This is a genomic window from Blastopirellula sp. SH421, from assembly GCF_057808535.1.
The window spans coordinates 6,652,952-6,676,200 of record NZ_CM173712.1 but is presented as its reverse complement, the minus strand read 5'-3'; the positions used below and the strand labels follow the sequence as shown (position 1 = coordinate 6,676,200).

Below are 23,249 nucleotides of genomic sequence, written 5' to 3'. Positions count from 1 at the left end.
ATCTCGCTTTGTATGCTGTTTCTAGGGAGTTTCGCTCTGATGGCCGCCGAACAACCCGCCAAACAGACCGCGGATCAGCCCGCCGCCGAAACTCCGGCGCCTGGCAAGCAAGTTGCACAACAGCTAGAAGTGAAGATCGAAGGGAATGAGCCAGAGCAGCTAAGCTATTGGATTTATCTGCCGACCGACTACAAGGCCGACGGTGAAAAGAAGCCGCTGATGCTCTTTTTACACGGCGCCGGCGAACGCGGGACCGACCTGAGCCTAGTCAAAAAGCATGGCCCGCCTAAATTGGTGCCCGAAAAAGAACTGCCGTTCATCATCGTTTCGCCGCAGTGCAGCACCGGCGTCTGGTGGAATGCCGGTGAGAAGTTGGCGGCCCTGACTCAATTGCTGACCCAGATCGAAGCGGATTACAATGTCGATCCGACCCGGATCTACTGCACCGGTCTGAGCATGGGCGGCTTTGGCACATGGTCGCTGGTCGCGAAGCACCCGCACAAGTTCGCCGCGGCGCTGCCGATCTGCGGTGGTGGTGATCCGGCGCAAGCCGAGGCGCTGACGTCGACGCCGCTGTGGGTCTTTCACGGCGATAAAGATGGGGCCGTGCCGCTTAAGCGGAGTGAAGAAATGGTCACCGCCGTCAAAGAAGCAGGCGGCGACGTGAAGCTGACGATTTATCCCGGCGTCGGCCACGACAGCTGGACCGAGACCTACAACAATCCTGAAGTCTACACCTGGCTGCTGTCGCATCAATTGAAAGCAGCGGAGTAGAAAAAACTCGTCACACAATCGCACAAAGCCAGCGAGGGAATGCGGCTCAACACTTTGATCCGAGTTGGTGTCGCCTAGCGGATTCCCTCGCTAAAGCTGCGAGACTAGGGACCAATCGGTTCGAAAAAACGAAACGTCAAAAATCACCAGCGGCTTACATATACGATCACTGCATCATTAGCTTTGGGGGAAGTGTAGATGTCCAACGATCCATCGTCGAATCCATTCCAGTCGCCTAGTGGCGATTCTTTCGAGTCGCGCAGTGACATGGGTAGCGCCGCGGTTCAGCCGCGCGAATCGATCGATTACCTCGGCCCACTTTCGCAGTTCTTTGAGCATCCAAATTGGGTCGGAAACTTGCTGCTGCCGTCGCTCCTCATCTTGATTCCGATTCTCGGCGTGATGGTTGTGTGGGGTTACTTTTTTGAAGTCATCGCGTTGCTTCTGACACGTGGCGACGAACGGCCTTACCACGGCTTCACGTTTGATCGGTTTGGCGATTACCTGATGCGTGGATTGTGGATCATGCTCTCGATGTTTTGTTTGGGCATCGTCTTGGCGATTCCGTTGATGATCGTCGTAACCGGATTGAATATCGCCGCACAGCAAGCCGATGGGGCGATGGGCGGCATACTTGCTCTTATCGCGTTCATCGTCCAATTTGGAGCGCAGATTCTCATCAATCTGGTGACGATGCCGGCATTGATTCGCGTCGGGTTGACCAAGGAATTCTCCCAAGCTTTTAACTTTGGCTTCATGATCGATTTCTTTCAGAAGATGTGGCTCGATCAGATCTTGGTAATATTGTTCACCACGATTGTCGGCATGGTCGCTGGGTTTGTCGGGCTGCTTGCCTGCTGTATCGGGGTCCTTCCGGCCGCGATCTTGATGATGTTTGTCATGACATCCTTGTACATGCAGCTCTATCAGGTGTATCTGTATCGCGGTGGCCAGCCAATCCCGATCGCCCTGTAAAACTGCTGGCTGGGCATCCCGCCGCGCGGTATCATGCTAGTTGTAGGATTGCTGTCAGAACTGTTCGCCGAGGTCAAATTTTATGCCGAACGTTGCGTCGTGGATGCTGCTGGCCCAAGTTGCCCAAGTGGCTGACAGCGAAACCAACTTTCTGTTTTATATCCTGATTGGGGGGATGTTTGCGCTGCTGGGCCTCGTCTTCTTGATCGTCTTGCTTGGGTATGGACCGCTTTGGTTCCAGGCCTACATGTCGCAAGCTGGCGTTTCGCTGTTCGAGCTAATCGGTATGAGCTTTCGTCAGGTCAACAGCCGGGTGATCGTCAAAGCCAAGATTATGGCCTCGCAGTCGGGTCTCAGCATCGATCGCAAAGATGGGATTAGCACCAAGCGGCTCGAAGCGCATTATCTGGCCGGCGGCAACGTGATGGCTGTAATGCACGCAATCATCGCAGCGCAGCGCGCCCAGATCGCGCTTGACTTTGATCGCGCTGCAGCGATCGACCTCGCCGGTCGTGACGTGGTCGAAGCGGTGCGCACCAGCGTCTCGCCCAAAGTGATCGATTGTCCCGATCCGCGCCGCAGCGGCAAATCAACGCTCAGCGCGATCGCCAAAAACGGTATCGAATTGCGCGTTCGGGCCAAAGTCACCGTCCGCACCGCGCTCGAGCAATTGATCGGCGGCGCCACCGAAGAAACGGTCATCGCCCGCGTCGGCGAGTGTATCATCTCGGCAATTGGTTCCAGCGCGACGCATACGTTGGTGCTCGAAAATCCTGATCTGATCACTCGCGCCGTGCTCGACCGCAATCTTGATGCGCAAACCGCGTACGCGATTGTCTCGATCGACATCGCCGACATTGACGTCGGTGAAAACATTGGCGCACGACTTCAAAACGATCAGGCCGAAGCCGATACTCGCGTCGCCCGCGCCAAAGCCGAGCAACGTCGGGCCGAAGCGGTCGCAACCGAACAGGAGAACAAAGCCAAGGTCGTTATGAATCGCGCCAAACTGGTGCTGGCCGAAGCCGAAGTCCCCAAATCGATGGCACACGCGTTTCGCTCTGGCAGTTTGCACGCCCAAGGCAACGGTCAGGCCGAAGGACCAAAGAAACCAGCCGACTAACTTCACCCCTCAGCGCAAAGTTGACTCACGGCCAATACTGAGTCAGAATCAAACCGTAAGGCGTCACTTTAGCCCGCCGCGCCAGTTCGGAAGTTGCGCCAAAGAATCGAACACAGATGCCACGGAAAGCAGGACGGAGAACAGGGTAAGACAGCAATATCCATGAGCGAGGAGCGATCCATTTTAAAATTGGATCGAAATTTTGCCTGGTCAGAGCCGTTTAACATCCATTTCTGTTTTCTTACCGTGTCCTTCGTGTTCTATTTCTTCCAATCCTGCCAAATAACGCAACCCTAAAGCTGGCGCTGCGAGTACGTCTCCCATTGATTCAAAAATTGCACGTTTCCCTTTCAAGCCTCATCCCGCCATTTCCCCTGCCTGGAATTTATCTATGAGCCGTCCCTCTTTGGCTTTCTTCCCAGCGTTAGCGCTCCTTGCAACTCTCGTCTCCTCGGTACATGCCGAGCCAGGTGACGCCGCCCTACGCGACTACTTTCAAGCCGAGACCACGGCGCTGACCAACCAGCCAATCGCCAGCGTTACCTCGCTTGAAGATTGGAAATTTAAACGCGCTAGATATCACGATCTATTAAAGGAAATGCTGGGACTGCAGCCCTGGCCAGAAAAGACCGATCTGCACGTCACCACCACCGGCGCCTTGGAAAAAGACGGAGTCGTTGTCGAGAAGATTCACTTCCAATCGCAACCCGGTTTGTATGTGACCGGCAATCTCTATCGCCCGGCCGAAAACCAAAAACGCTTGCCGGCGATCTTGTATGTCTGTGGGCACGGCAAAGAAGTCGTCAACGGCGTCAGCGTCGGCAACAAGACTCACTATCAGCATCATGGCGCTTGGTTTGCGCGACATGGTTTTGTCTGCTTGATGATCGACACGCTGCAGCTGGGCGAGATCGAAGGGCTGCATCACGGCACCCATAACCTGGGACAATGGTGGTGGATCAATCGCGGGTATACGCCGGTCGGCGTCGAAACCTGGAACTGCGTCCGAGCACTCGATTTGCTGCAAGCACGCGATGATGTTGATGGTGAGCGAATCGGCGTTACCGGTCGTAGCGGCGGCGGCGCCTACAGCTGGTACATTGCAGCATTGGATGATCGGATCAAAGCGGCGGTTCCAGTCGCCGGGATCACCGACCTGCAAAACCATATCGTCGACGATTGCATCAACGGACATTGCGACTGCATGTACTGGGTGAATACACCGCGGTTTGATTTCACGTTATTACCGGCGATGGTCGCGCCCCGACCGCTGATGATCGGCAACACCGATAGCGACCCGATCTTTCCGCTGGATGGCGTAACGCGCACCTTTTTTGCTGCCCGCAAGATTTACAACTTGTATGGCGCCGAGAAAAATCTGGGCTACTGCATCGTCAGCGGCGGACATGCTGACACGCAACCATTGCGAGTACCGGCATTCCATTGGCTGTGCGAACATCTGCAAGGCGATTCGCCGCTGATCGAAGACGCCGCTCGACCACTCTTCGAGAAGTCTGAGCTGAAAGTATTTGCGGAACTGCCGGCCGATCAGATCAATACCAAGATCCAAGAGACGTTTGTCCCGGTTGCAGCGCCGGCTGAAGTTCCTGCTTCGGCCGCGGACTGGGACGCTCAAGCAGCCGACCTGCGAGAGAAGTTGCTCGCAAAATCATTTGGCGGTTGCCCCGAAGTTACGGTTCCGATCGTCGCGAAGAAGTCGTCCGGTAAGATCGGTGCAGCGACGATTGTCTCCTTCGAGATGCGCGAGAATTCTGGCGTCACGTTGCCCTTGATCTTGATTGACAACGGCAAAAGTGACGTCGTCACTTTGCGTCTAGCCAACGAAGCCCAGTGGGAACTGCTCGAAGAAATAACTGCCGCTGCCGCCACTGGCGAGCAGCCGAGTAGTGAAGCGGCAAAGCAGTTGCTCGCGCTCCCCGGTCAGCAGTTCTTTCTAGTCCAGCGTGGCGTTGGACCCACGCAATGGAGCCAAGATCCCAAGCTTAATACCCACATTCAGCGTCGCTTCTTGCAACTGGGGCAAACGGTTGACGGAATGCGAGTTTGGGATCTGCGGAATGCCATCGCAGCCTGCGAAGGAATCCTGTCCAAGCCAAAGCTGACGATTGCGGCCGACGGTGTTGACGCTGGCGTCGCCGTCTATGCGGCGATCTTTGAGCCCAGCGTCGAACGCATCGTCGCTACCAACTTACCGGCCGATCATCGCCAAGGTCCGATCTTCCTGAACGTCCGTCGCTTTATGAACATGCCGGAAGCGGTCGCGCTGGCGGCCGAACACGCCGCAATCGAAGTCGACGCCGAAAGCGCCGCCGCGGTCGCCTACGCCCAGGAAGTCGGCAAGCAACTGCACTGGCCAGCCGAGCAAGTTACGGTGAAGAAGTAGCAAGTCGGGCGCCCGGCGTATTTAACACTTCACAAAAAATGAGAACACGGATGCCGCGGATGAATCACGGATTTACACGATAAGAAAGCCCGATCACTGTGTGATGCGCTTCCAATTCTGAATTGATTCAAAGGCTCGCCAAATCGGTGTACTTTTTAATCCTATCATTGCTTTCTTGCCGTGCTTTCCCGTGATTCATCCGCGGCATCCGTGTTCCATTCTTGCTTTTGTCTCCACAAGCGCCGTGGGCAAGTGTTTTGTCTAACGACGGCTTAGGTTCCAACCGCAATATTTAAACCGATATCGCAGGCCTGATAGAACCACTCGAGATTCAGTTGCTCGGTCACCATGTGCGGATTGCGTTGACCGCAGCCAAACGAGACCGTCGGCACGCCGTGTCGGAACAGCCAATTGGCGTCGAGCCCGCCGTTGGCGATCGCCAGTTCCGACTCCAATCCTAGTTGCGCGATCGTTTGCTGGGCGACTTGCACCGCTGGTTCTTCTTTGGAGAGCAGAAACGGTTCGTAGTCGAGACGCCCTGTGATCTCGACCGAGCCTGCTTGCCCGTCGATGTTCTTCACTTCGGCGGCCGACTCGCGAAACGCGGTTTCGATCTGGGTGACGATCTCTGTTAAGAACGCAAGGTCGTGACTCCGCGCTTCGGCCTTCAGCGTCACCAGATCGGTAATGACGTTGGTCGCGGCGCCGCCGTTGATCACGCCGACGTTGGCGCTGCCGCTCTGCTTTTTCTTGGTGATTTTGCCGAGCCAGCCCCCTTTGTGCAAACGGGCGATCGCCAGCGCAGCAATGGTGATCGCGCTGGCGCCGCGTTCAGGGGCGACCCCTGCATGACTCGCGATTCCGTGCACATCAATAAAGATCCGATAGCCGCCGATCGCGCCAATCGTCAGCTTGGTCGGCGAACCGCCATCCCAGTTGAACGCCAGCGCCGGTTTCTTCAGCAGCGCCACTTGCAGGTTTTTGGCGCCGTGCAGACCAATTTCTTCCTCGATGGTAAACAACAGTGTTAGCGGCGGGTGCGGCAAGTTTTTGCGTAAGATCTGACATGCGGCGTTCAGCACCACCGCGCAGCCGGCGCGATTGTCGGCGCCCAAGCCGCGATCTTTTTCGCGCGATTCCAGCATTTCCCCTTTTTTGACCGGTGTGCCGCCAACGCATAGCGGCACCGTATCCATGTGGGCCATCAGCAACCGGCGAGGAGCATTGATCGTGCCGGGAATCGTGACCACCAGGTTGCCAACTTCCGCGTCGGCGATCGGGCCTAGCTTGTGCGCTTTGTCGTATCGGAACCAGCTTTTGTCTGCGCCGGCCTCCAGCAGTTGGGCCTCGATAAACTGGGCGACTTGCTGTTCGCGTCCGCTACCGCCGGGGATGGCCAGCAGTTGTTTCACCAGTTGAAAAGCTTTTGGACGATTCGCAGTGACAGCAGCCATAGACAGTTCCGATTCAAAGGAGCGGCGGTCGACAAACTTCTGCTTGGTATTGTACTTTATGAATGCGGCGACGGTTGCCCTGGTACTTGTCTCCCCCCTCCCCTGCTGGAACCAAGTGATGCGATTTTTTCTCGCCGGAATCATGCAAGGCTCGCACGTCGGCAGTCTCGTGCATCGCCAAGATTATCGTTCGCAACTGAAAGAAATATTGCGGCGTCATTTTCCCGGCGCACAGATCTATGATCCCTGGGCCGACCACAGTGATTCTCTCGACTATACCCATGACTTGGGGCGTGACGTCTTTTTAAAGCACAATGCAATGTGCGGCGAGGTCGATGTAGTAGTCGCCTACATTCCAGAGGCTTCAATGGGGACCGCGATCGAAATCTGGGAGGCCTATCGCGCCGGCAAAGTGGTGCTGATGATCAGCCCGCTTAAGCATAACTGGGCGGTCAAATTCCTCAGTGACGAGATTTACGCCACCATGGAGGACTTTTTGCGTGAATTAGAGCTAGGGCATGTCGCCGAGCGGATCACCGCCGCGCAGCTTGCGAAACAGGGTTAAACCTGAGTCGCCAAGCGGATTACGGCTGGGGGGCGAACCTAGGCGCGAGAACTGGGTTCTGTTGATTGTCGCCGCTTGGCGTTAAACTGAAGAGTTTTCCCGCTGATTCCGCAGCTCGGTGCTGTTGCATGGTTGATAACGCTCCCCTCCGCAAACTAGAAGTCAACGACCTGACTATCGAGGGTTACTCGAGGGCAGCCGTGCAGTCGTACTGGCGCATCCCCGAGATGAAGCTGTTGTTTGATCTCGGTTTGCAGCCGTGGGATTTCATGGGTACGCCTACCTGCTTTGTCACGCATGCGCATCTCGATCACATCGCGGCGCTGCCGGTCTACGTTTCGCGACGGCGGATGATGAAGATGGAACCGCCGACGATCTACCTGCCCGAATCGGCGATCGGCGCCGTGCAGCAAATGCTCTCTGCTTTTCAGCGCCTCGATCGCGGCGGGATGCCGTGCAATCTGATCGGCGTAAATCCAGGCGACGAGATCGAACTTTCGCGTGAACTGATCGTCTCGGTCGTGCCGACCAAGCATACGATTCCATCGGTCGGATACATCGTTTCGCAGCGACGTCGCAAGCTGAAGCAAGAGTATCAAGCGTTGCCCGGCGATCAGATTCGCGACATTCGCCTTTCTGGCGTCGACGTGACGGACGAACATCGCTTTCCGAAGCTCGCCTATCTAGGCGATAGTCGTCCCGAAGCGATGGATGCGTCCCCGGCGTTCTATGAAGCCGAAACGTTGATCATGGAGATGACTTTCCTGGCGCCCGATCATCGTCGCGAGAAGATTCATAAGATGGGACATATCCATCTGGATGACGTCGTCGAGCGTCGCGATCGTTTTCAAAACAAGACGATCATCGCAGGACACTTCAGCGTGCGGTACAACGATCGCCAGATCAAAAATCATGTCGAGGACAAGCTCCCCGACATGCTCGACGGGCGACTTCATCTGTGGCTGTAATCCGCAAACTTATCGCGCCGGCCCAATCGCAAACGCCGCGTAGCGTGTATGTGCATGTGCCGTTTTGTTTGCGGCGCTGCGGTTATTGCAACTTTACCCTGGTCGCCGGACGCGACGACTTGATTGACGGCTATTTGCAAGCCATCGAGCGAGAGATGCGCCAGTTGCCGGACGCGCAACCGGTCGACACGATCTTTTACGGCGGCGGCACACCAACCCATTTGCCGGCGCCACAGTTGCAAAAATTGCTGCAGCTGACCCGCGAACGCTTTCCGCCGGCGCCTGGCTATGAGTGGAGCGTCGAAGCCAATCCGGCCGATCTCAGCGATGAGAAACTCGACCTGTTGGCCGCCGCCGGAGTTAATCGGATCAGTCTCGGCGTGCAGTCATTTCGTGACGCCAAGCTGCAGCTCCTCGAGCGCGATCATCGCGGCGTCGACGCGATCGACGCCGCTCAGCGCGTGCGCGCAAAGTTTGCAGCGCTGGCGATCGATCTGATCTTTGCCGCTCCCGGCGAGACGTTGGAGCAATGGCGCGGCGATGTGCGACAAGCGCTGGAGCTTGGCGCCGATCATGTTTCGACTTACGGACTGACCTTCGAAAAAGGGACGACGTTTTGGAATCGGCTGCTGCACGATGATTTGCAGGAGGTCGACGAGCTGGTCCAGCGCGACCAATACCTAGGCGGGATCGAAATGCTGACCGCCGCCGGACTGGAGCATTACGAAGTCTCGAACTTCGCCCGGCCCGACAGCCGCTGCGCCCACAACGAAAACTACTGGCTCGGCGGCGGCTACTACGCCTTTGGACCCGGCGCCGCGCGGTATGTCGCCGGCCGTCGTGAGACCAATCATCGCAGCACCACGCGGTACATCCAACGGATGCTAGCTGCCGAGTCGCCGGTCGCCGAATGGGAAGAGCTGACGGCGGAAGAGACCGCCCGCGAGCGACTGATCTTTGGGATGCGACGTCTTGAAGGAATCGATCCAGCTGACTTCGCCGCAGCCACCGGATTTACGATCGAGCAATTGGCTGGGGAGACGATGGAGCGATTCGAACGCAACGGAGCAATTTTGCGTAGCAACGATCGAATCTGTCTCAGTCGCGCTGGTCTGCTTGTCAGCGACTCGATTTGGCCTGACTTGTTATAGCTTGCTTCGTGGTAAGTCCTTACAGATTATTTATTTGCGTCGATTATGATTTTATCCTCGCTCCAGCCGGCAAACGCGTTCAGCGGGGCAAAGCGAGCAACTTCTCGCTATGGCGGCGTCCTCCGTTTGCCCTATCTTCGCTCGTCAATTTGGCTAAGATTGTGGGATTGCTCCCCCATTGTGTTCCCCCCATTGGATAAGAAATGGCTGACCAGTCGTCGACTTCCGGCGAAGACCGCTTCGCACCGGTCCAAGTCGATTTGAAGAACCCCGAGTTCGCATTTCTGCTGGCCTGGCTATTGCCCGGAGCGGGGCACTTGTATCAAGGTCGGACCGGCAAGGGGATCTTGTTTATGGTCTGCATCTTGTTCACCTTTTTCGTTGGTCTGTCGATGGGCGGGGGACGAGTCGTCTATGCACGCTGGGATGTGAGCGAAAAGCGGCTTCCCTATTTGTGCCAGATCGGCGTCGGCTTGGCGGCGGCGCCGGCCTTGTATCAAGCCTATCTGGTCAAAAATCGAGAGCCAGTGATTCAGTTATTCGGCGTTCCGCTGATGGCGCCGCCGGCCAATGATCGCGAACTGGGCGAGCTTCATCGCGAGTATGGTTTTCGCTTCGAGATGGGGACGCTTTACACCATGATCGCCGGCCTGTTAAACGTGCTGGTCATGTTTGACGCCTACGCGGGCCCGGTCTTTGTGATTCCCGAAAAAGAGAAGCGCAAACGCCTGCGCGAGAACAAAGCAGATGCGCCCTCCTCGGACGAGGAAACGGCGAAAGAATCAACCGAAGCGACCACTACAGCCGACAGCTAATCCCGCGCGGATATCGAACATGTTTTCGCTCTTAACCACCATCTCCTGCTTTGCCGTGATGCCGGCGGCGCGCCTGTTGTACGCGATCCCGCTGATCGTCGTGGTCAGCTTGGTCTACGCGGCTACACGTCACGAACGCTGGACGCCGATCTTAGAACATGCCTGGGACACCGCCCTCTGGATCGTCGGCTTCATGGGGGTCGTCTTTCTGATCCTGCTGTTTTTCACCTGGTGGTTTTAATAAAGCTCCCCTACCGCGTCGGGTAGTAAAGTAGGTAGAGCAAAAACCGCAATAGATTCGACCTTAGTCAGTTCACACGAACGGTTTGCGTAACCCACCAATCACGTCGCATGCCAAGGGAATCCGCCCAGCCACTTGCATCCGTGTTGGCGACGTCGACCAATTACCCTCTGCCACAGAATCACACCATGAAATACGGACTTGTTTTCCCTTACTTGCTGGTCTTGTTGGCCGGTTGCGGTTCGGCGCCCCAAGACGGGGTGATCAAGTCGGGCTACGATCAGCAGGAAATGGCCGATGCGATTGCCCGAGCCCAAGGCGAAGTCGATTCCTTTATCAAGGAATTGTCACACCCAACCGGCAGCAACCATGCGATCAAAGTGCCGATCGTCGATGGTGACCAGACCGAGTTTTTTTGGCTGAACGAGGTCACCTTCAATAACGGCGAGTTCCAAGGAACGATCAACAACCAGCCTGAGATGGTGAGCAACGTGAAGATGGGCCAAAAGTGGACCGTCAAAAAAGGGGAAATCGCCGACTGGTTGTACATGCGTAATGATAAAATGTATGGCAACTACACGATGCGCCCTCTGCTAAAAGCGATGCCGCCTGAAGAAGCCGCGATGTATCGCGCGATGCTTGCGAATCCGTAAGAAAATCGATTCACAGTCTCTTGCTCAGGGAGATAGTAGCCTGCAACGAGTACTCGCCTAAACGTGCTGCGGTGACGATAGAGACACAACTTGTTGAGTTGTTGCCTCACTGGCCCGAAAATCGGCTTCTGCCGCAATCGAACGGACCGACCGTTGAGGAGGAAATCTGCGTCCTGCTCGAATGGTACATCTGTGGCTGTTTGACCTACGGGCCAAAACAGCTCGGCGGCTGGGGGTCGGATGGGGTGATCCATCTGGAGGTTTCCTCAACAGACAACGGTGCATTTCATCTGTTGGGCGTCACGTGGATCGGTTGCCTGGGGATCGCCCCCTTCGAGATCGATGTAGAAATCGCACCAAACGATCATACGCATTTCACCAAGACGATTTTTCGGATCGGCATGGTCGATGAAAACGGAAAGCCCTACGTCTGCGATCACAAGCGGGCCATCCAACGCGTGCTAGAAAAACGTCCACGGGAGAATCGCGACTGGGCGATGGCGGTGGAGCTAACTCCACCAGGACCGGCGTAACTAGACAAAACGATGTCCCAAAAAGAAGCAGTCTGGCAGAATTGGTGAATCGGGTTCACGACGCCTACTTCCCCTCGGATTGGTGCGATGAAACTTCTGCTGATGCTCGAAGATGATCTCGATCGCATTCAGCGTTTTCGCGCGATACTCGCACAGCATTTCCCAGCCGCGGTCTTGAACGTCTCACGAACCGCCCCGGCTTTCATTGCCGCCTTCCAAAGGCTAACCGCGATTCCTGATCTGATTTGCCTCGATCATGATCTCTTCACCGATTCACCCGCTGAACCAGATCCCGGCGATGGCCGCGATGCGTCCGACTTTCTCATTTCTCAACCGCCGTGTTGTCCCGTGCTTATCCACTCGACCAACGTGAACGCAGCGGAGGGAATGCTTTATTCGCTGCTCAACGCCAACTGGACTGTGGAGCGAATTGCGCCGATTGGAGAGGACTGGATCGAAGCGTATTGGTTTCCCCACGCGAGAATGCTGTTTGCGGAATAGCATGGGAGAGAAAGAAGATGCCCGCCGACTTACGCCGACGGACAAATTGAAGCAACCATCTACCGCGCGTTTCGCAAAATTCGCAACCTCACCCAAAGCTTATCGCAAAGTGCATCGGGAGTAGAGGATCTCGTCCTCTTTCTCTGTGGCGCCCCTTGGTCGCCTTTCGCTCCGCGAAAGTAGCGGGAGTACCAATTCGCTTCGGGAATACGCTACTTTCGCAGAGAGCTTGTGAATCTATCGATGCACAAGCAGGTTGACGACATTGAAGAGAGGTTTTCAAAACTCCCTTTCAAAGTGGGCGGTTAATTCGGAAGCGGTAAAGGTGTCAAGACTCGTGCCCATGATGCGCTGTTGTCATGAGCAGACCAAAACGAGCGGACGAAGCGAGCGTCGTCTATCATGCGTTGAATCGCGGCAACTCTCGGGCGGCTATCTTCGATCTGCCGGACGATTTCGACGCGTTCGAGCGCATTTTGGTCGAGGCCCTTTTGCGGTACTCGTGTCAAATCTTGGCGTACCAATGGATGCCCAATCATTGGCACTTGGTCGTCCGTCCCACGGCCGAAGACTGGAAGTGGGGATCGCTCGCCAGTTGGTTGGCGGGGCCCAGGCGAAAGCCGAATCTCCTCGCTTCGTGGCCGATCGCACGACCTGGCCGCTGGAAAGATCTGGTCAACCATGCCATGTCCGAACAAGAAATCGATGCCGTCCGCCCTGCGATCCGCCGAGTCTCCCCTTGGGGCGACTTGCATTCCACCCTTCGCCCACACGGAAGACCGAAGAAGCTAACGCCGAATCAAAACAAAGTGTCCTGACACCCTTTCTTCATCCAGCCCGTTTCAGTTTGTCGAGCTGAGTGAAGTTGAGCCATAAACCGCCCTTCGTTCCTCCGTAGTGAGCCCTCTAATTTCGGAGCTCACCGCGGAGACACAGAGGGCACGGAGTTGGTTGCAGCGCAGTGGTGGAATCGACTGTATCTTGACAAAGTCTTGGAGTTTTGTTATTATGTATTTATACATTTTGGCGCGCCATGCGACCTGTTGGTTTCAGTTTGGCGATGCTTTGTCGTGGAGGGCCGGCAACTTCGGGAGAGGTTGGCGGGCTTGTTTGCTGCGCGGGCTGGGATTTGGGACGGTTGGGCTGTTCAGTGGGAAAAAACATGGCGGTCCCCAGTCCACTTTGGTTGCTCAGAAAAAAACGGGGATCAGTCCGGTCCGGTCGCGCAGAAAAAAAACGATGACGAGTCCAGTCCATAGGGTGAAGCAAGTCACGAAGTTTGAAATCTGAATCGCGGGTTAACTAGGCGCGACGTGGTTCAGGCGGGCGCTCAAAAAAAAACAGACAGCGGTCCAGTCCACAGTCCTGGCGCGCAGAAAAAACGATGACGAGTCCGGTTCGGTCTAAGCAGGCCAATGACAAATGTTGAATCACTTATGTCTAACTCAGATCGAATTGCAAGCGACGATATTCCGTATTCGCGCTTCGTTCGTCATTTGCTTGCAAGCGCATTCTCGTCACTCGCGCTTTGGGATTTCAAGCTGCGGCGATTTATTGGAGCGTTAGATTGAGATCGACGATTGACGTTTGATCCGGTTTGCCCACAGCGGTTGCTTTGGCGTTGCGGGCCGCGGCGGGTTTGGCGACGCTCAATTGATAGGCGCCCGGTTTCAATTGCCCAAAGACATACTCGCCGCTGGGACTGGTAACGCTGGTCGTGATCGGTTTGCCGTCGGCGCCGGCAAGGGTCACGGTCAAATTGGGCTGCGGCCGGCCTGCTTCCAGCACCGTGCCGCGGATGATGGCCATCGGCGGCGGCAGTTGTTCGACCACGTGCACGGCGGTCGTGTGGAAGGCCTGAATGCCGACGCCGTTGGTAGCCACAACCGTCACAAAGTTACGTCCTAGTTTGTTTAAAGTCATTTGAGCGGAGAAGTTACCATTGTCTCCCAAAATCATCGGAACCAGCTTCGCGTCTTTGGGAACGGCGTTGTCGAATGGTTCGCCGAGGAACATTTGCATTTGAGCGACTCCGGTCTCACCGTCAAACGCGGTGGCGGCCAATGTGATCGGCTGCTTGATTTGAGCCAAAGCGGGCGAACTGGTGAAACGGACACTGCGAGGAGGCGAATCGTCGATGACGATCGTCTGCCAGGCTTGATCAATGATATTGCCATCGACGTCAAGCATTTGCAATTGCACGCGGCGCCGTCCGACGATGCCGACGGTATCCAGCTGCACGCTCCAATCATTCAGCTGAGCGGTCCACTGCAACGCGCCTTGAGGATCGATGGGAGAGAAACCGACAGTCGATTGCTGGGCGGTCGGACAGGTGACGGTTCGTTCGGCGATAAAGCCGTCACTGTTTGGGATCCCCAGCTGCACAATCAACGACGCTCCTTCTGGTGCGCTCGCGGCAATCAGGCCGGCGGTCAGCGGATCGCCGGTTCGCAACATCTCAGGCGTCTGGAGATAAATCACCGGCTCGGTGTTGGCGGTGGGACTGGAAAGGCCTGAACTGGTCGGCACGATCCCCTCAAAGCGAAATGCCTGAGAAAAACCGTCGACCGAGATGCGCCATTGGCCAGCTTGACTTGCCGTGGGCGAAAGCATCAAGTCAGCCGAAAGTTGGACTTGCTCGTCGCCGCTAGCCAATGGACTGCTGAGTACGCCTCCGACGATATTGACCAAACTTGGAAAGTCTTGCTGGGTGATCTGAAGCGCGGCATTGGAAGGAGGTCCGCTGGGAAAATTGGTCGCCGCCAACGTGGCGGTGATGCGTGCTCCGCCTTGTCGATATTCGCAGCGGACGTCGGTCACTTGCACGTAACTACGAGGAGTCAGCACGCGAACCGGCAGTTCCTGATGCAACAGCGATTTTCCGCTTGCCGCGTCGGTCGCATCGATAAGGATACAGTTGGCCGCCGTTGGCAGCGGCGCAGGTGCGGCGATCGGTTTGCCGGCGATGATGACCGGCGAAACGCCGTGCGGGGGAATGTCGAGCTTTTGTTGATAAGTTTCACCGGCGCCGATTTGCAGATTGATGCTCAGTGATTTGTCGGTAACGTTGCGGAGAAACCAGTACTGACTTTGGCGTCCGGCGATCGGACGAAGGTCAATTTCGGTCAGCGCCGTCTGAGGGCCGCCTGGGGTGGAAGCGACTAACAGTTCCAGTTGGTGGTCAAACATCGGCGGCAGCGGGATTGCCCGATAGATGGTTCCCCACGGCGTGGTGAAGGTCATCATCACGCCTTGCACGGCGGCCAGTTGCGAAGGGGTCGCTTCGGGCGTCGCATTGACAACGACGGTTGCCGAACGATCTGGGATTTGAGCGGTGATGGATGCTGCGAGTACCTGTGATGGAGAGATGACATTGACTTGCGGCGTTTTATCGACTGCCTGGGCGGTCATCACGCGATAGTCGACTTCGATCGTCGTCCTTCCGTTGCCGGAAGCAACTTGCCCAATGTTGCTGGTGAGCTGAAACGCAGGACAGGTAGCGACCAACGCCAAGCGTCGTTCTACGCTGTCTAAGATGGCGTCGCCTGATTTGACGCGCATCAACTTCATTTGTTGCAGCCGATAATCGGCCTGCATTTGAAATAGCTTTTTCCAACGCGTAATTGAGGTCGCCTGATTGCCTAGATCCGCTTGATCACTGCGAGGCGACATTTCGTCAATAGGCGTCTGAGGATAGTAAAAACCATGCAGATAGCTGGCCAGGCGCGTGTCGACATTGGAGTGCGCTTTTAGGTCGACATCGCGATACGATAGCTGAGTTCCGGCTAGTACGGACGATGTGAGCGTGAAGGAGGCTTTGTGCAGCGCGGCGCATAACTCGGCGCGTTGCGTAATCGCGACCCACGGCATGCGCAGCAAGCGATCCGCTTGAAGATAAGTCGTGATCGCAGGTTGCGAACCGGTGAGTTCGGCGATCCATTGCGTGATTTGCGTATCGGGAGGAACTTGCGAAAACTCATCCAGAGTTTTGCCAAGTTGCACCGAGATTTCGATTCCTTGATTGATGACCGCGAGTTTGTGTTGTCCCTCTGACAGCGAAAAATTGGGACTCTCCAACGAATATTGCGTCATCAGCAACTTGGTTTGGCCCAGCGCCGCCCGTAGTTTGACGGACGAATCAGGATCGGTCACTGCTTCTTCCGCCATCAACCAACTTAGGCGATAGCCATGACGAGTGACGTCATACGCTTTTGCGATTCGCGCTGACAATTGATCGACACGATCCAGTTGCGGTTGCGCCGAATCGAGTTGTTGAGCATTCCAACTTGCAGGCAAATAGCCGGGATATACCAGCCCAGCTTTGGCCGCATGCAACGCTTGATCGCAATTTGAGAGTTGAGCCAAAACCCAGGGCAGCGGCTCAAGCCGAGCCGAGACTTGCTGCTGCTGTGTGATGCAATCGTAAAATTGCAGCGCGGTCGGATCGTCTGGTTTTAGTTGAGACAGCCACACCCAGTACGCTTCTTCGATCTGTCGCGGATGAGGTTCCCAGAGCTGTAACAAATCCGAAGCGGCCGAAAATTTGCCTGGGTCAAATTTCTCGAGTTGCCTCAATTGATCATCGATCGCTAGTGCGACTTCAATTCGGGTCGCCGTTTTTACCTTGGCCTGGACTGCGACTTGTAGTTTTTTTAGCCCGGCTAGATGTTCGGCGGCGGGAAGCGCCTCTAGTTCATCCAGCATCGCAAAATAGTTGGCGACCTCGGTCGAAACTTCAGCCGGCGCCGACAGTCCCTCGGCACGATAGTCCGACAGAGAAACATTGGGAAACGCGTCCCGAACGGCGGTGAATTCAGCAAGTCGCTTGGTCAAAAAATGATAGGCAAGTTGGAAGTCGCGCTGTGCGCCTTCTGAATCATCGCCCAGTCGCCATTCTCGTTCGGATTGCAGCAAGACGCGATCAAGCTGATCGAAAGCGCCTGGAACGAAGCGATCCTTGCCTGCTTGCAGTAATGCGTTACGCGTCGTCCAGGCGGTGGTGAGCCATTCTGGATACTTCCGTTCGACATCGACAAAGCTTGTTTTGGCGTGAGGGTTAACGCTTGACAACTCCCAATCACGATCGGTCTTTCCAAGCAGATAAGGAGTTTGCAGTATTCCGCTGGTCGCAAGACTAACTTCGATGGTGTGAGCTCGGACGTATTCGGCCAGTTCGCTGGCGATGATGCGCCCATCGGGATAGCTTCCCCAGCCGTCGGCAGCTCCTTGCAGACCGGTTTCGACAAAATAGCCAAAAAGCGATCTACCCAACGATTCGTTCAATTGCGGCATCTCGCCTTCTCCGCAGCTAAACAGCACGGCCAAATGCGGATCGTCGAGTTGATCGATAATATTTGCGGCCGCCACTTGGACGGCGGTCGCTTGATTGTCATCCAAAGAGAACGGAGCGATATCAAGCAGCAGCAGTTTACGCTCGGCAGGGCAATCACGCAGCGCGGCCATCAACTGGGCGAGCGATGCGCCCCCTTCCGAGAGATTCCAGTCCGAAGGGACCAGGTCGACGTCTCCATCCTCCTGAAGCGCAGCATAGCTAGAAAGGTAAACGAAGACTGTTTCGTCTTGCGGCGATTTACGCAGATTGAGGAAACGCTCGATGAGTTCGCCACGATGCAAGACGCCGCGCGACGCTTTTCCCGTATCTTTGAAGTAACCGGCGGCGATCATCGCTTGCAGATCGGCGTCATGCGCTGGTCGATCCTGCACATCGAGCTGCCCAAATCGAGTGACGACGCAGCTGACAAATTGAATCCGAGGCTGCGCTCGAAACCACGCGAGCGTCCCTGCGAAGGCGCCGATCAGCGTCAGCGCAAACACCAACGCGAGCATCGTACGGTACGAAAACCGCGTGCCGGATGTCGTCGCTTCGGAGCGCGAACGAAGTTCAAATTGTCGCCACAAAGGAGACTCAGGCGTTGAATTCATGCGTCATTTTGCCTTGGCTAGTTGCCGTCGTCGGTAAGTCGCAGCGCCGGACGAGGAGCGAAGTCGCGCGTCGCGGGAGCCGCCAATTCGTTGAATTGAACGTACTGACCTCGCAGCTCGGCATGCCGCTGAAAATCTTTCAGCGCCACGATGCGGAGGCCAGAGACGATCTCGTTGACATTTCCCTCGGGCAGGGGCCAGAAATACGAAGTCGCGGCTCCGATATCGCTAAATGCCTTGATCTCGACGCCTGCCGGCTTGTAGCCGATCGGTTCGCACCAGACGATTTCGCCGGGTGCGGCTTGCGTTCGAATCACCAAGCGGCGCGTCAGCGCCGGTTTGCCGTCGGCGCCGATACATTGCGCGAGTTCGACGTTGGCGCCCAGGATTTGAACCTGGCCGGCGTCGGTTTCAATCTGCTGTCCGCGAATCGCTTCCAAAGTGGCGTAGTCGTTGGTGTGCCGCAGGATGACTCCCAAATTGTCATCTTCCGCACTCCACCAGACGCTAACCGTCGGGGCCGCCGCATTGCCGCCGACCGGCCAATCGGCCGCAGTGACGCTGTAAGTCGCCATCGGAAATCCATCCTGACGAAGCACGCTCGACGCGGCGAATTTGCCATCGGGACGGCCCACGTTAAACCAGACGCGAGCCGGTTTGATCACCGACATTTCACCCAATTGCAGGCCTTGCTGTTGCAGGCCCAGCATCAGCTGAAGCTGATCGCCGTTGAGCCGATTTTGCAGCAGCGCTGTCTTCCAGCCTTCGGTATTCACCGTCGGCCGATCCGAGAAGCGTTGAGCCAGATAGTCGGCTGTTTCTAGCGATAGTTGATCTCCTTGCGAAGTGAGTTGCAGCAACATCAGATCACCACGCTGCAAGAAGATCGTCGGCGATAGCGCCGGATCGACAGGCGTTTCAATCGCAAGTCTTCCCGGTTTAAGCATCGGCGTCAACCAAATTTGTCCGCCGCCAATGTCGCCAATCGGATGTTCTGGGCCCGGCGTGCGTTGCCGCGGCTGAGCAGTCACAAAGGTCAAACGCCGACTCAGCACGTTCGCTAGATGGGCTTCGAGCGCTTCGACGCGATCGATCATATAGAAGCCGCCAGGAGGATACAGTTGTTCGACCAATTCAAATTGTTTCTGAGCCATCGCAGCTTCGGCGCTGACGACTTTAAATCCGACCACTTGGATCGAGATGCCGCTGCCGTCAAAGATGTCAAACAGCGCCTCGGCGACGCTAAGGCCGCGAGGATTGACCGTGGCGTCGTTCGCAAAGCGGTTGTCGGCGCCGTCGGTGATGACCAGCATCGTTTTGGGGCCGTTGACGCCGGTCAAATCTCCCTTGGCGGAGATCATCGCACGCAAGATCGGCGATTCGTTCCATGGTTCGACCTGCGGATAAGTGATTGCATTGGTCAGCTTTTGGTACTGCGATTTGTCTTTGGAATTCCAGATGATCGGCGGCACCAGAGGTTGAATCGTGCGTTCGGCTTCGACCACGGTCTTTTGCGAGCCCATCGCCTGGCCGAATGTCCAAACGCTGACTTGCGTGCCGTCCGGAATTGTCTCCAGCAGGCGATCGAGTGCGCGAACCGCCTCGGCGTATTTGGTCTGAGGACCGAACGGTTGCCCTGCGGCGGCGCCCATGCTGCCGGAAGCATCCAGAACGATCGAAATCGCCGCGTCGCCAGAGCCGAAGCGTTGGTGCAGTTCAGGCGAAGCGACAATCGCGAGATTCGCAGCATCTGGAGCCGGGTTGCTGACCAGATGGTTCGATGGTCGGTGGTGAATGACTACTTTGGTATCGGCCTTCGATAAATGACCGCGAAAGAAAACGGCGCCATCAACTTGGGCTTCAAAATCGGCCGAATCGCTCTGTATCTGTTTGTCGTTCAGATCGGCTTCGACCAGGATATCGATCCCCGGCATCTTGCCGCCGGTCCACTCAATCCCTCGCTGAGCGTCATCATCCACGGCCAAATGCAACAGCCCATTGGACGAAAACGTAAACCGAGGAATGCCGTTTGGAGGATTCTCACCGACGATGTTCAAATCAAAGTGATACGATTCGGTCGCTTCGGTCGTCCAGTTGCGGAGTGGTATCGAAGTCAACGCGAAGTCGCCTGGTTTCTGCCAGGGTGCGGCGTCGGCCGCGGTCTTCTTGGGATGTAGCGAGAAGTGAACCGCGTCGGCCGTCAACAGTCGGGCGGCGCGAATATAATAGGGGGTTTCTCCTTGGTCATCCCAGTGTTCATTCCAGGCGCGGCCCGCAAACAGCAGCGCCGCCGCAGACAACGTCGCTTGGCGAGCCTCCAACGCGTCGTCGTCGACGGCGAGCACGTCACAGGGAATAATGCGAGACTGCGACGCGACGCGATCGATCATCGCCAAGTCCATGTCATCGCGATCGATGCTGGTATTCAGCTGGATCAGCTCGCGCCACTTTTGCGCGTCATCTTCGCCAATCGTGCTAATCGTCTCACGCCATGTTTTTTCGACGCCAAAGACCCCCAGCCGATGACTGGTCAACATGTAGGCGTTATCGCGCGAACCGCTGAGCTGGTTGTACCAAGTCTCTCCAAATTGCGCTAGCACCATATTGCCAGCGCGCGCCGCGTCGATCTTGGCGAACGTCTCTTGCTGCTGGATCGAAGGGGCCGGCTGTTGACCACGAGCAATCTCGGCGCCGGTGGCGTCGATACAAGCGATTAACAATTTACGGCGCGATTCGGCGTCTCGAGCCGGGATCAACATCGCGCGGCTCAGACGACGCAGCGATTCGCTTGGATCAGCGACAAATGCGGATGATTGCTCTTGTTCGTTTTGCTTCGTCAATTTGGCGAGTTCTTGCTCGACCTGAGTGGTGAGTATGGTGAGCTTTGAAAGCATCTCAGGCGTCGCCGAAGTCGCCGCCGCCGCACTATTCAACTGATCATCAAGTGCATGGGCCGACTGCCAGAGTTGGGTAACTTGAATCTGTAGCCCTTCGCCGCCGGACTCTGGCGGAGTCGCAATCGTCCAATTGTTGTAGTACGGCAGTTCCGCCAAAGCGTTATCACGCGCGACAGTCGCGCGGCTGAGGACGGCGACGTCGTTCATGATCGATGCATAGGCCTGAGCTGCGGCATTGAGTTGCGTGGTCGCTTTTTGACGCGTCGTCACATCAATGAACAGATAATCTTGTCCAAGTCGCCGCTGCAAGTCGGCCGCATCGACACGCGAAGCGAACGCTGCGGACCAAGGCGCCGCCGCCGAAGCGGCCTGTTCAGCCAGCAGAATTGTTTTAATCGCAAGCCCAATAACCTCGCCATCCGCCGGCGAAAGCGACTTCAGGTCAATTTGTTGGCAAAGAAGCTGAACGAAGACTAATTCGGTCGGGCCGGTCTCGCTGGATTGGCCGATCGAGCGAATCACTTGCCAGTTTTTCATCAATTCGTGAATCGGATCTTCCGCGGCGCGAAGCAATAGTTCGCGACGCAAAGCGTCGGCGAAGGCTGACTCTGAGACGCCGGCTGCGATCTGCTGCTGGGCTGCTTGATCGTACGTCGCCCGCACGTCTTGCAGCGCCGTAGAAGCCAACAACGTCGCCGCGGTAGTGACGGTGGCCGGAGTCGGTTGGAACCAGCCTGCTGCGGTTCGCCAAGAGAGAGACAGGTCTTGCGACTGCAGCGGTAATTGGCGCCGGTTTTCAAACATCGTGGCCAGTTCTGACGCCGAACTCCGCAAACGCGAAGCGTTGGCGATATCGCCGGCAACCAACAATGACTCCATCCGTAACAACGTCTCTTGATATCGACGCCAAGCGTGCGGCGAAAATCGTAACACGGACGGTTGCGAGCTCGCCAACGATTGTTGTTGCTGCCACAAATCGTTCATCCAGTCCCATTGGCTGGCGGCGATCGGCGTGGGACTTTTTGAGGGTTCATAACCGGGGCGGAGTACTCCGAGGTCAAATTTGTCGGCACGTTGTGTTCCTTCGGCTCCGACAGGCAACATCAGCACGTTTTGGCGGCGGTTGTGATTGGCGGCGGCAAACTGCATCAGCTCGTCGTCGACATAGCGAAACAGTTCGCCGGCATCGATGCGGCCATCGTCGTCATCATCAACAATCGCGCCACGTAGACCTTCGATAACAAAGTGCCCCAAAGCGGTACGTCGCTGTTGATAGTAGTTCCAAGCTTTCTGATCCACGTCGGCGGCGACCACGACCGTTAGATTCGGGATCTTGCGAATCGCGTCGTTCATGTTGTGCAGCGACTCAGAGAAGCTATTCGTTAACAATCCCAACCGTGGAGCGACGACCGTGCGGCAACTGTCAATGATCAACAGCTTGTTGGTTTGTGTGGGCAATTTCTCGAGATCAGCGATCACGTCGACAATATTGATCGTGGCCGGACGTTTGGACAGATCAACATTTTCGGGCAAGATCGCGGCTCCTTGCTCGCCCACAAAACCATGACCGGTCAGCATCAGCACGACGTTGCTTTCGTCTACATCTTGTAGGTTCGGCCGCCAGCCAATCTGCATGCGCTGCGGTCCATCGCCGCTACGCAAAAGTCGTTTTCCCCAATAGCGCTGCGTTTGGGCGTCGTTTGAGACCACTTGCAAATCGACCAGCACGTTCCAGCCTAGCGCATTGTGCGGCACCGAAAGATTGGTCTCATAGCCGGCGCCTGCCAGAAGGAAGCGAGTCGGTCGCGGAGGACGCAGCCAACTGCTGGCCCATAATATGACCAAGACGAAACCGCTCAACAGCGCAATCGCAAATGGCAATTGCAGGCGCTTCCATTGGTTGCGACGCGGCGCTTCAAAAGCGTGCCAGCGCGGCTGGTCTGACTGCTCCCCATGCATGGGAGAGTTGGAACTAGCTTGGGTATTGCGGCTTCGAGTCATGACGTTGCCGTTTCGCCTCAATGGATGTTGCAGAAATAAACCATGCAACTCTACATCAACGTCCGGCAGGGGCAAACGACTTCCCGCATTCTTCTCGTAGAAGTTTAAATCACAGCTATTTGCTACAGGTCGGAATGCCCGCAAAGGCGTTGCAGTCGCTATCGCTGCTGCAGTGATTGCGACTGTCGCATTCGCGCTGGTCTACGCAGGCGTTCAGGTTTTCGCGTCACATTCTCGATGAGCAGCAAACA

Annotated in this window: 16 protein-coding genes; 13 read left to right on the top strand and 3 right to left on the bottom strand. The window is 56.3% G+C overall.

Annotated features, from left to right (window positions below; genetic code table 11):
• Positions 1–39: 39 nt before the first annotated feature.
• The 4 genes from SH421x_RS27040 to SH421x_RS27025 all read left to right on the top strand — a co-directional run bounded on the left by SH421x_RS27040 (position 40) and on the right by SH421x_RS27025 (position 5,276).
• A complete protein-coding gene (locus SH421x_RS27040; RefSeq protein ID WP_488853145.1) occupies positions 40–774 on the top strand; it encodes a carboxylesterase family protein in 735 nt (244 codons plus the stop codon).
• A gap of 198 nt (positions 775–972) precedes the next feature.
• Positions 973–1,749, top strand: coding sequence for a DUF4013 domain-containing protein (locus tag SH421x_RS27035; protein WP_488853144.1), 777 nt, complete (start codon positions 973–975; stop codon positions 1,747–1,749).
• An 82-nt stretch (positions 1,750–1,831) separates the two neighbouring features.
• A complete protein-coding gene (gene floA / locus SH421x_RS27030) occupies positions 1,832–2,872 on the top strand; it encodes a flotillin-like protein FloA (RefSeq protein ID WP_488853143.1) in 1,041 nt (346 codons plus the stop codon).
• A 391-nt stretch (positions 2,873–3,263) separates the two neighbouring features.
• Complete coding sequence (locus tag SH421x_RS27025) at positions 3,264–5,276, top strand: alpha/beta hydrolase (RefSeq protein WP_488853142.1); 2,013 nt, start codon at positions 3,264–3,266, stop codon at positions 5,274–5,276.
• A 272-nt stretch (positions 5,277–5,548) separates the two neighbouring features.
• Here SH421x_RS27025 and SH421x_RS27020 read toward each other — a convergent pair whose 3' ends face one another.
• The gene (locus SH421x_RS27020; RefSeq protein ID WP_488853141.1) at positions 5,549–6,730 is read right to left on the bottom strand and encodes a M20/M25/M40 family metallo-hydrolase; all 1,182 of its coding nucleotides are present in this window, start codon (positions 6,728–6,730) and stop codon (positions 5,549–5,551) included.
• A gap of 118 nt (positions 6,731–6,848) precedes the next feature.
• Here SH421x_RS27020 and SH421x_RS27015 point away from each other — a divergent pair, with 118 nt between their 5' ends.
• The 9 genes from SH421x_RS27015 (at position 6,849) to SH421x_RS26975 (ending at position 12,975) form a co-directional block, all read left to right on the top strand.
• Complete coding sequence (locus SH421x_RS27015; protein ID WP_488853140.1) at positions 6,849–7,295, top strand: hypothetical protein; 447 nt, start codon at positions 6,849–6,851, stop codon at positions 7,293–7,295.
• A gap of 128 nt (positions 7,296–7,423) precedes the next feature.
• Positions 7,424–8,263, top strand: a complete 840-nt coding sequence (locus tag SH421x_RS27010) for an MBL fold metallo-hydrolase (RefSeq protein ID WP_488853139.1) — start codon at positions 7,424–7,426, stop codon at positions 8,261–8,263.
• Complete coding sequence (gene hemW / locus SH421x_RS27005) at positions 8,254–9,414, top strand: radical SAM family heme chaperone HemW (RefSeq protein ID WP_488853138.1); 1,161 nt, start codon at positions 8,254–8,256, stop codon at positions 9,412–9,414. Before SH421x_RS27010 ends, hemW begins: the two co-directional genes overlap by 10 nt.
• 203 nt (positions 9,415–9,617) lie before the next feature.
• Positions 9,618–10,229 carry a DUF6677 family protein gene (locus SH421x_RS27000; protein WP_488853137.1) on the top strand — a complete coding sequence of 204 codons (612 nt, stop codon included), beginning with the start codon at positions 9,618–9,620 and terminating at the stop codon, positions 10,227–10,229.
• A 19-nt stretch (positions 10,230–10,248) separates the two neighbouring features.
• On the top strand, positions 10,249–10,470 hold the full coding sequence (locus SH421x_RS26995) for a hypothetical protein (RefSeq protein WP_488853136.1): 222 nt from the start codon (positions 10,249–10,251) through the stop codon (positions 10,468–10,470).
• Between the two features lie 188 nt (positions 10,471–10,658).
• Positions 10,659–11,123 (top strand): YegJ family protein, encoded by a 465-nt coding sequence (locus SH421x_RS26990; protein ID WP_488853135.1) that lies wholly within the window; start codon positions 10,659–10,661, stop codon positions 11,121–11,123.
• A 71-nt stretch (positions 11,124–11,194) separates the two neighbouring features.
• Complete coding sequence (locus SH421x_RS26985) at positions 11,195–11,656, top strand: hypothetical protein (protein ID WP_488853134.1); 462 nt, start codon at positions 11,195–11,197, stop codon at positions 11,654–11,656.
• Between the two features lie 87 nt (positions 11,657–11,743).
• Entirely contained in the window at positions 11,744–12,157 is a 414-nt protein-coding gene (locus tag SH421x_RS26980; RefSeq protein WP_488853133.1) for a cyclic-phosphate processing receiver domain-containing protein, read from the top strand.
• A gap of 359 nt (positions 12,158–12,516) precedes the next feature.
• The gene (locus SH421x_RS26975; protein WP_488853132.1) at positions 12,517–12,975 is read left to right on the top strand and encodes a transposase; all 459 of its coding nucleotides are present in this window, start codon (positions 12,517–12,519) and stop codon (positions 12,973–12,975) included.
• A gap of 733 nt (positions 12,976–13,708) precedes the next feature.
• Here the strand turns inward: SH421x_RS26975 and SH421x_RS26970 are convergent.
• Both SH421x_RS26970 and SH421x_RS26965 read right to left on the bottom strand, forming a co-directional pair.
• Positions 13,709–18,100, bottom strand: a complete 4,392-nt coding sequence (locus SH421x_RS26970; protein ID WP_488853131.1) for a carboxypeptidase-like regulatory domain-containing protein — start codon at positions 18,098–18,100, stop codon at positions 13,709–13,711.
• A 17-nt stretch (positions 18,101–18,117) separates the two neighbouring features.
• Positions 18,118–22,998: a hypothetical protein gene (locus SH421x_RS26965; protein ID WP_488853130.1), complete on the bottom strand. Its 4,881-nt coding sequence runs from the start codon at positions 22,996–22,998 to the stop codon at positions 18,118–18,120.
• Between the last annotated feature and the right edge of the window lie 251 nt (positions 22,999–23,249).

Coding starts and splice junctions, on each gene's coding strand:
- SH421x_RS27040 (WP_488853145.1), top strand. CDS start 40: ATGGCCGCCGAACAACCCGCCAAACAGACCGCGGATCAGCCCGCCGCC.
- SH421x_RS27035 (WP_488853144.1), top strand. CDS start 973: ATGTCCAACGATCCATCGTCGAATCCATTCCAGTCGCCTAGTGGCGAT.
- floA (WP_488853143.1), top strand. CDS start 1,832: ATGCCGAACGTTGCGTCGTGGATGCTGCTGGCCCAAGTTGCCCAAGTG.
- SH421x_RS27025 (WP_488853142.1), top strand. CDS start 3,264: ATGAGCCGTCCCTCTTTGGCTTTCTTCCCAGCGTTAGCGCTCCTTGCA.
- SH421x_RS27020 (WP_488853141.1), bottom strand. CDS start 6,730: ATGGCTGCTGTCACTGCGAATCGTCCAAAAGCTTTTCAACTGGTGAAA.
- SH421x_RS27015 (WP_488853140.1), top strand. CDS start 6,849: ATGCGATTTTTTCTCGCCGGAATCATGCAAGGCTCGCACGTCGGCAGT.
- SH421x_RS27010 (WP_488853139.1), top strand. CDS start 7,424: ATGGTTGATAACGCTCCCCTCCGCAAACTAGAAGTCAACGACCTGACT.
- SH421x_RS27000 (WP_488853137.1), top strand. CDS start 9,618: ATGGCTGACCAGTCGTCGACTTCCGGCGAAGACCGCTTCGCACCGGTC.
- SH421x_RS26995 (WP_488853136.1), top strand. CDS start 10,249: ATGTTTTCGCTCTTAACCACCATCTCCTGCTTTGCCGTGATGCCGGCG.
- SH421x_RS26990 (WP_488853135.1), top strand. CDS start 10,659: ATGAAATACGGACTTGTTTTCCCTTACTTGCTGGTCTTGTTGGCCGGT.
- SH421x_RS26980 (WP_488853133.1), top strand. CDS start 11,744: ATGAAACTTCTGCTGATGCTCGAAGATGATCTCGATCGCATTCAGCGT.
- SH421x_RS26975 (WP_488853132.1), top strand. CDS start 12,517: ATGAGCAGACCAAAACGAGCGGACGAAGCGAGCGTCGTCTATCATGCG.
- SH421x_RS26970 (WP_488853131.1), bottom strand. CDS start 18,100: ATGAATTCAACGCCTGAGTCTCCTTTGTGGCGACAATTTGAACTTCGT.
- SH421x_RS26965 (WP_488853130.1), bottom strand. CDS start 22,998: ATGACTCGAAGCCGCAATACCCAAGCTAGTTCCAACTCTCCCATGCAT.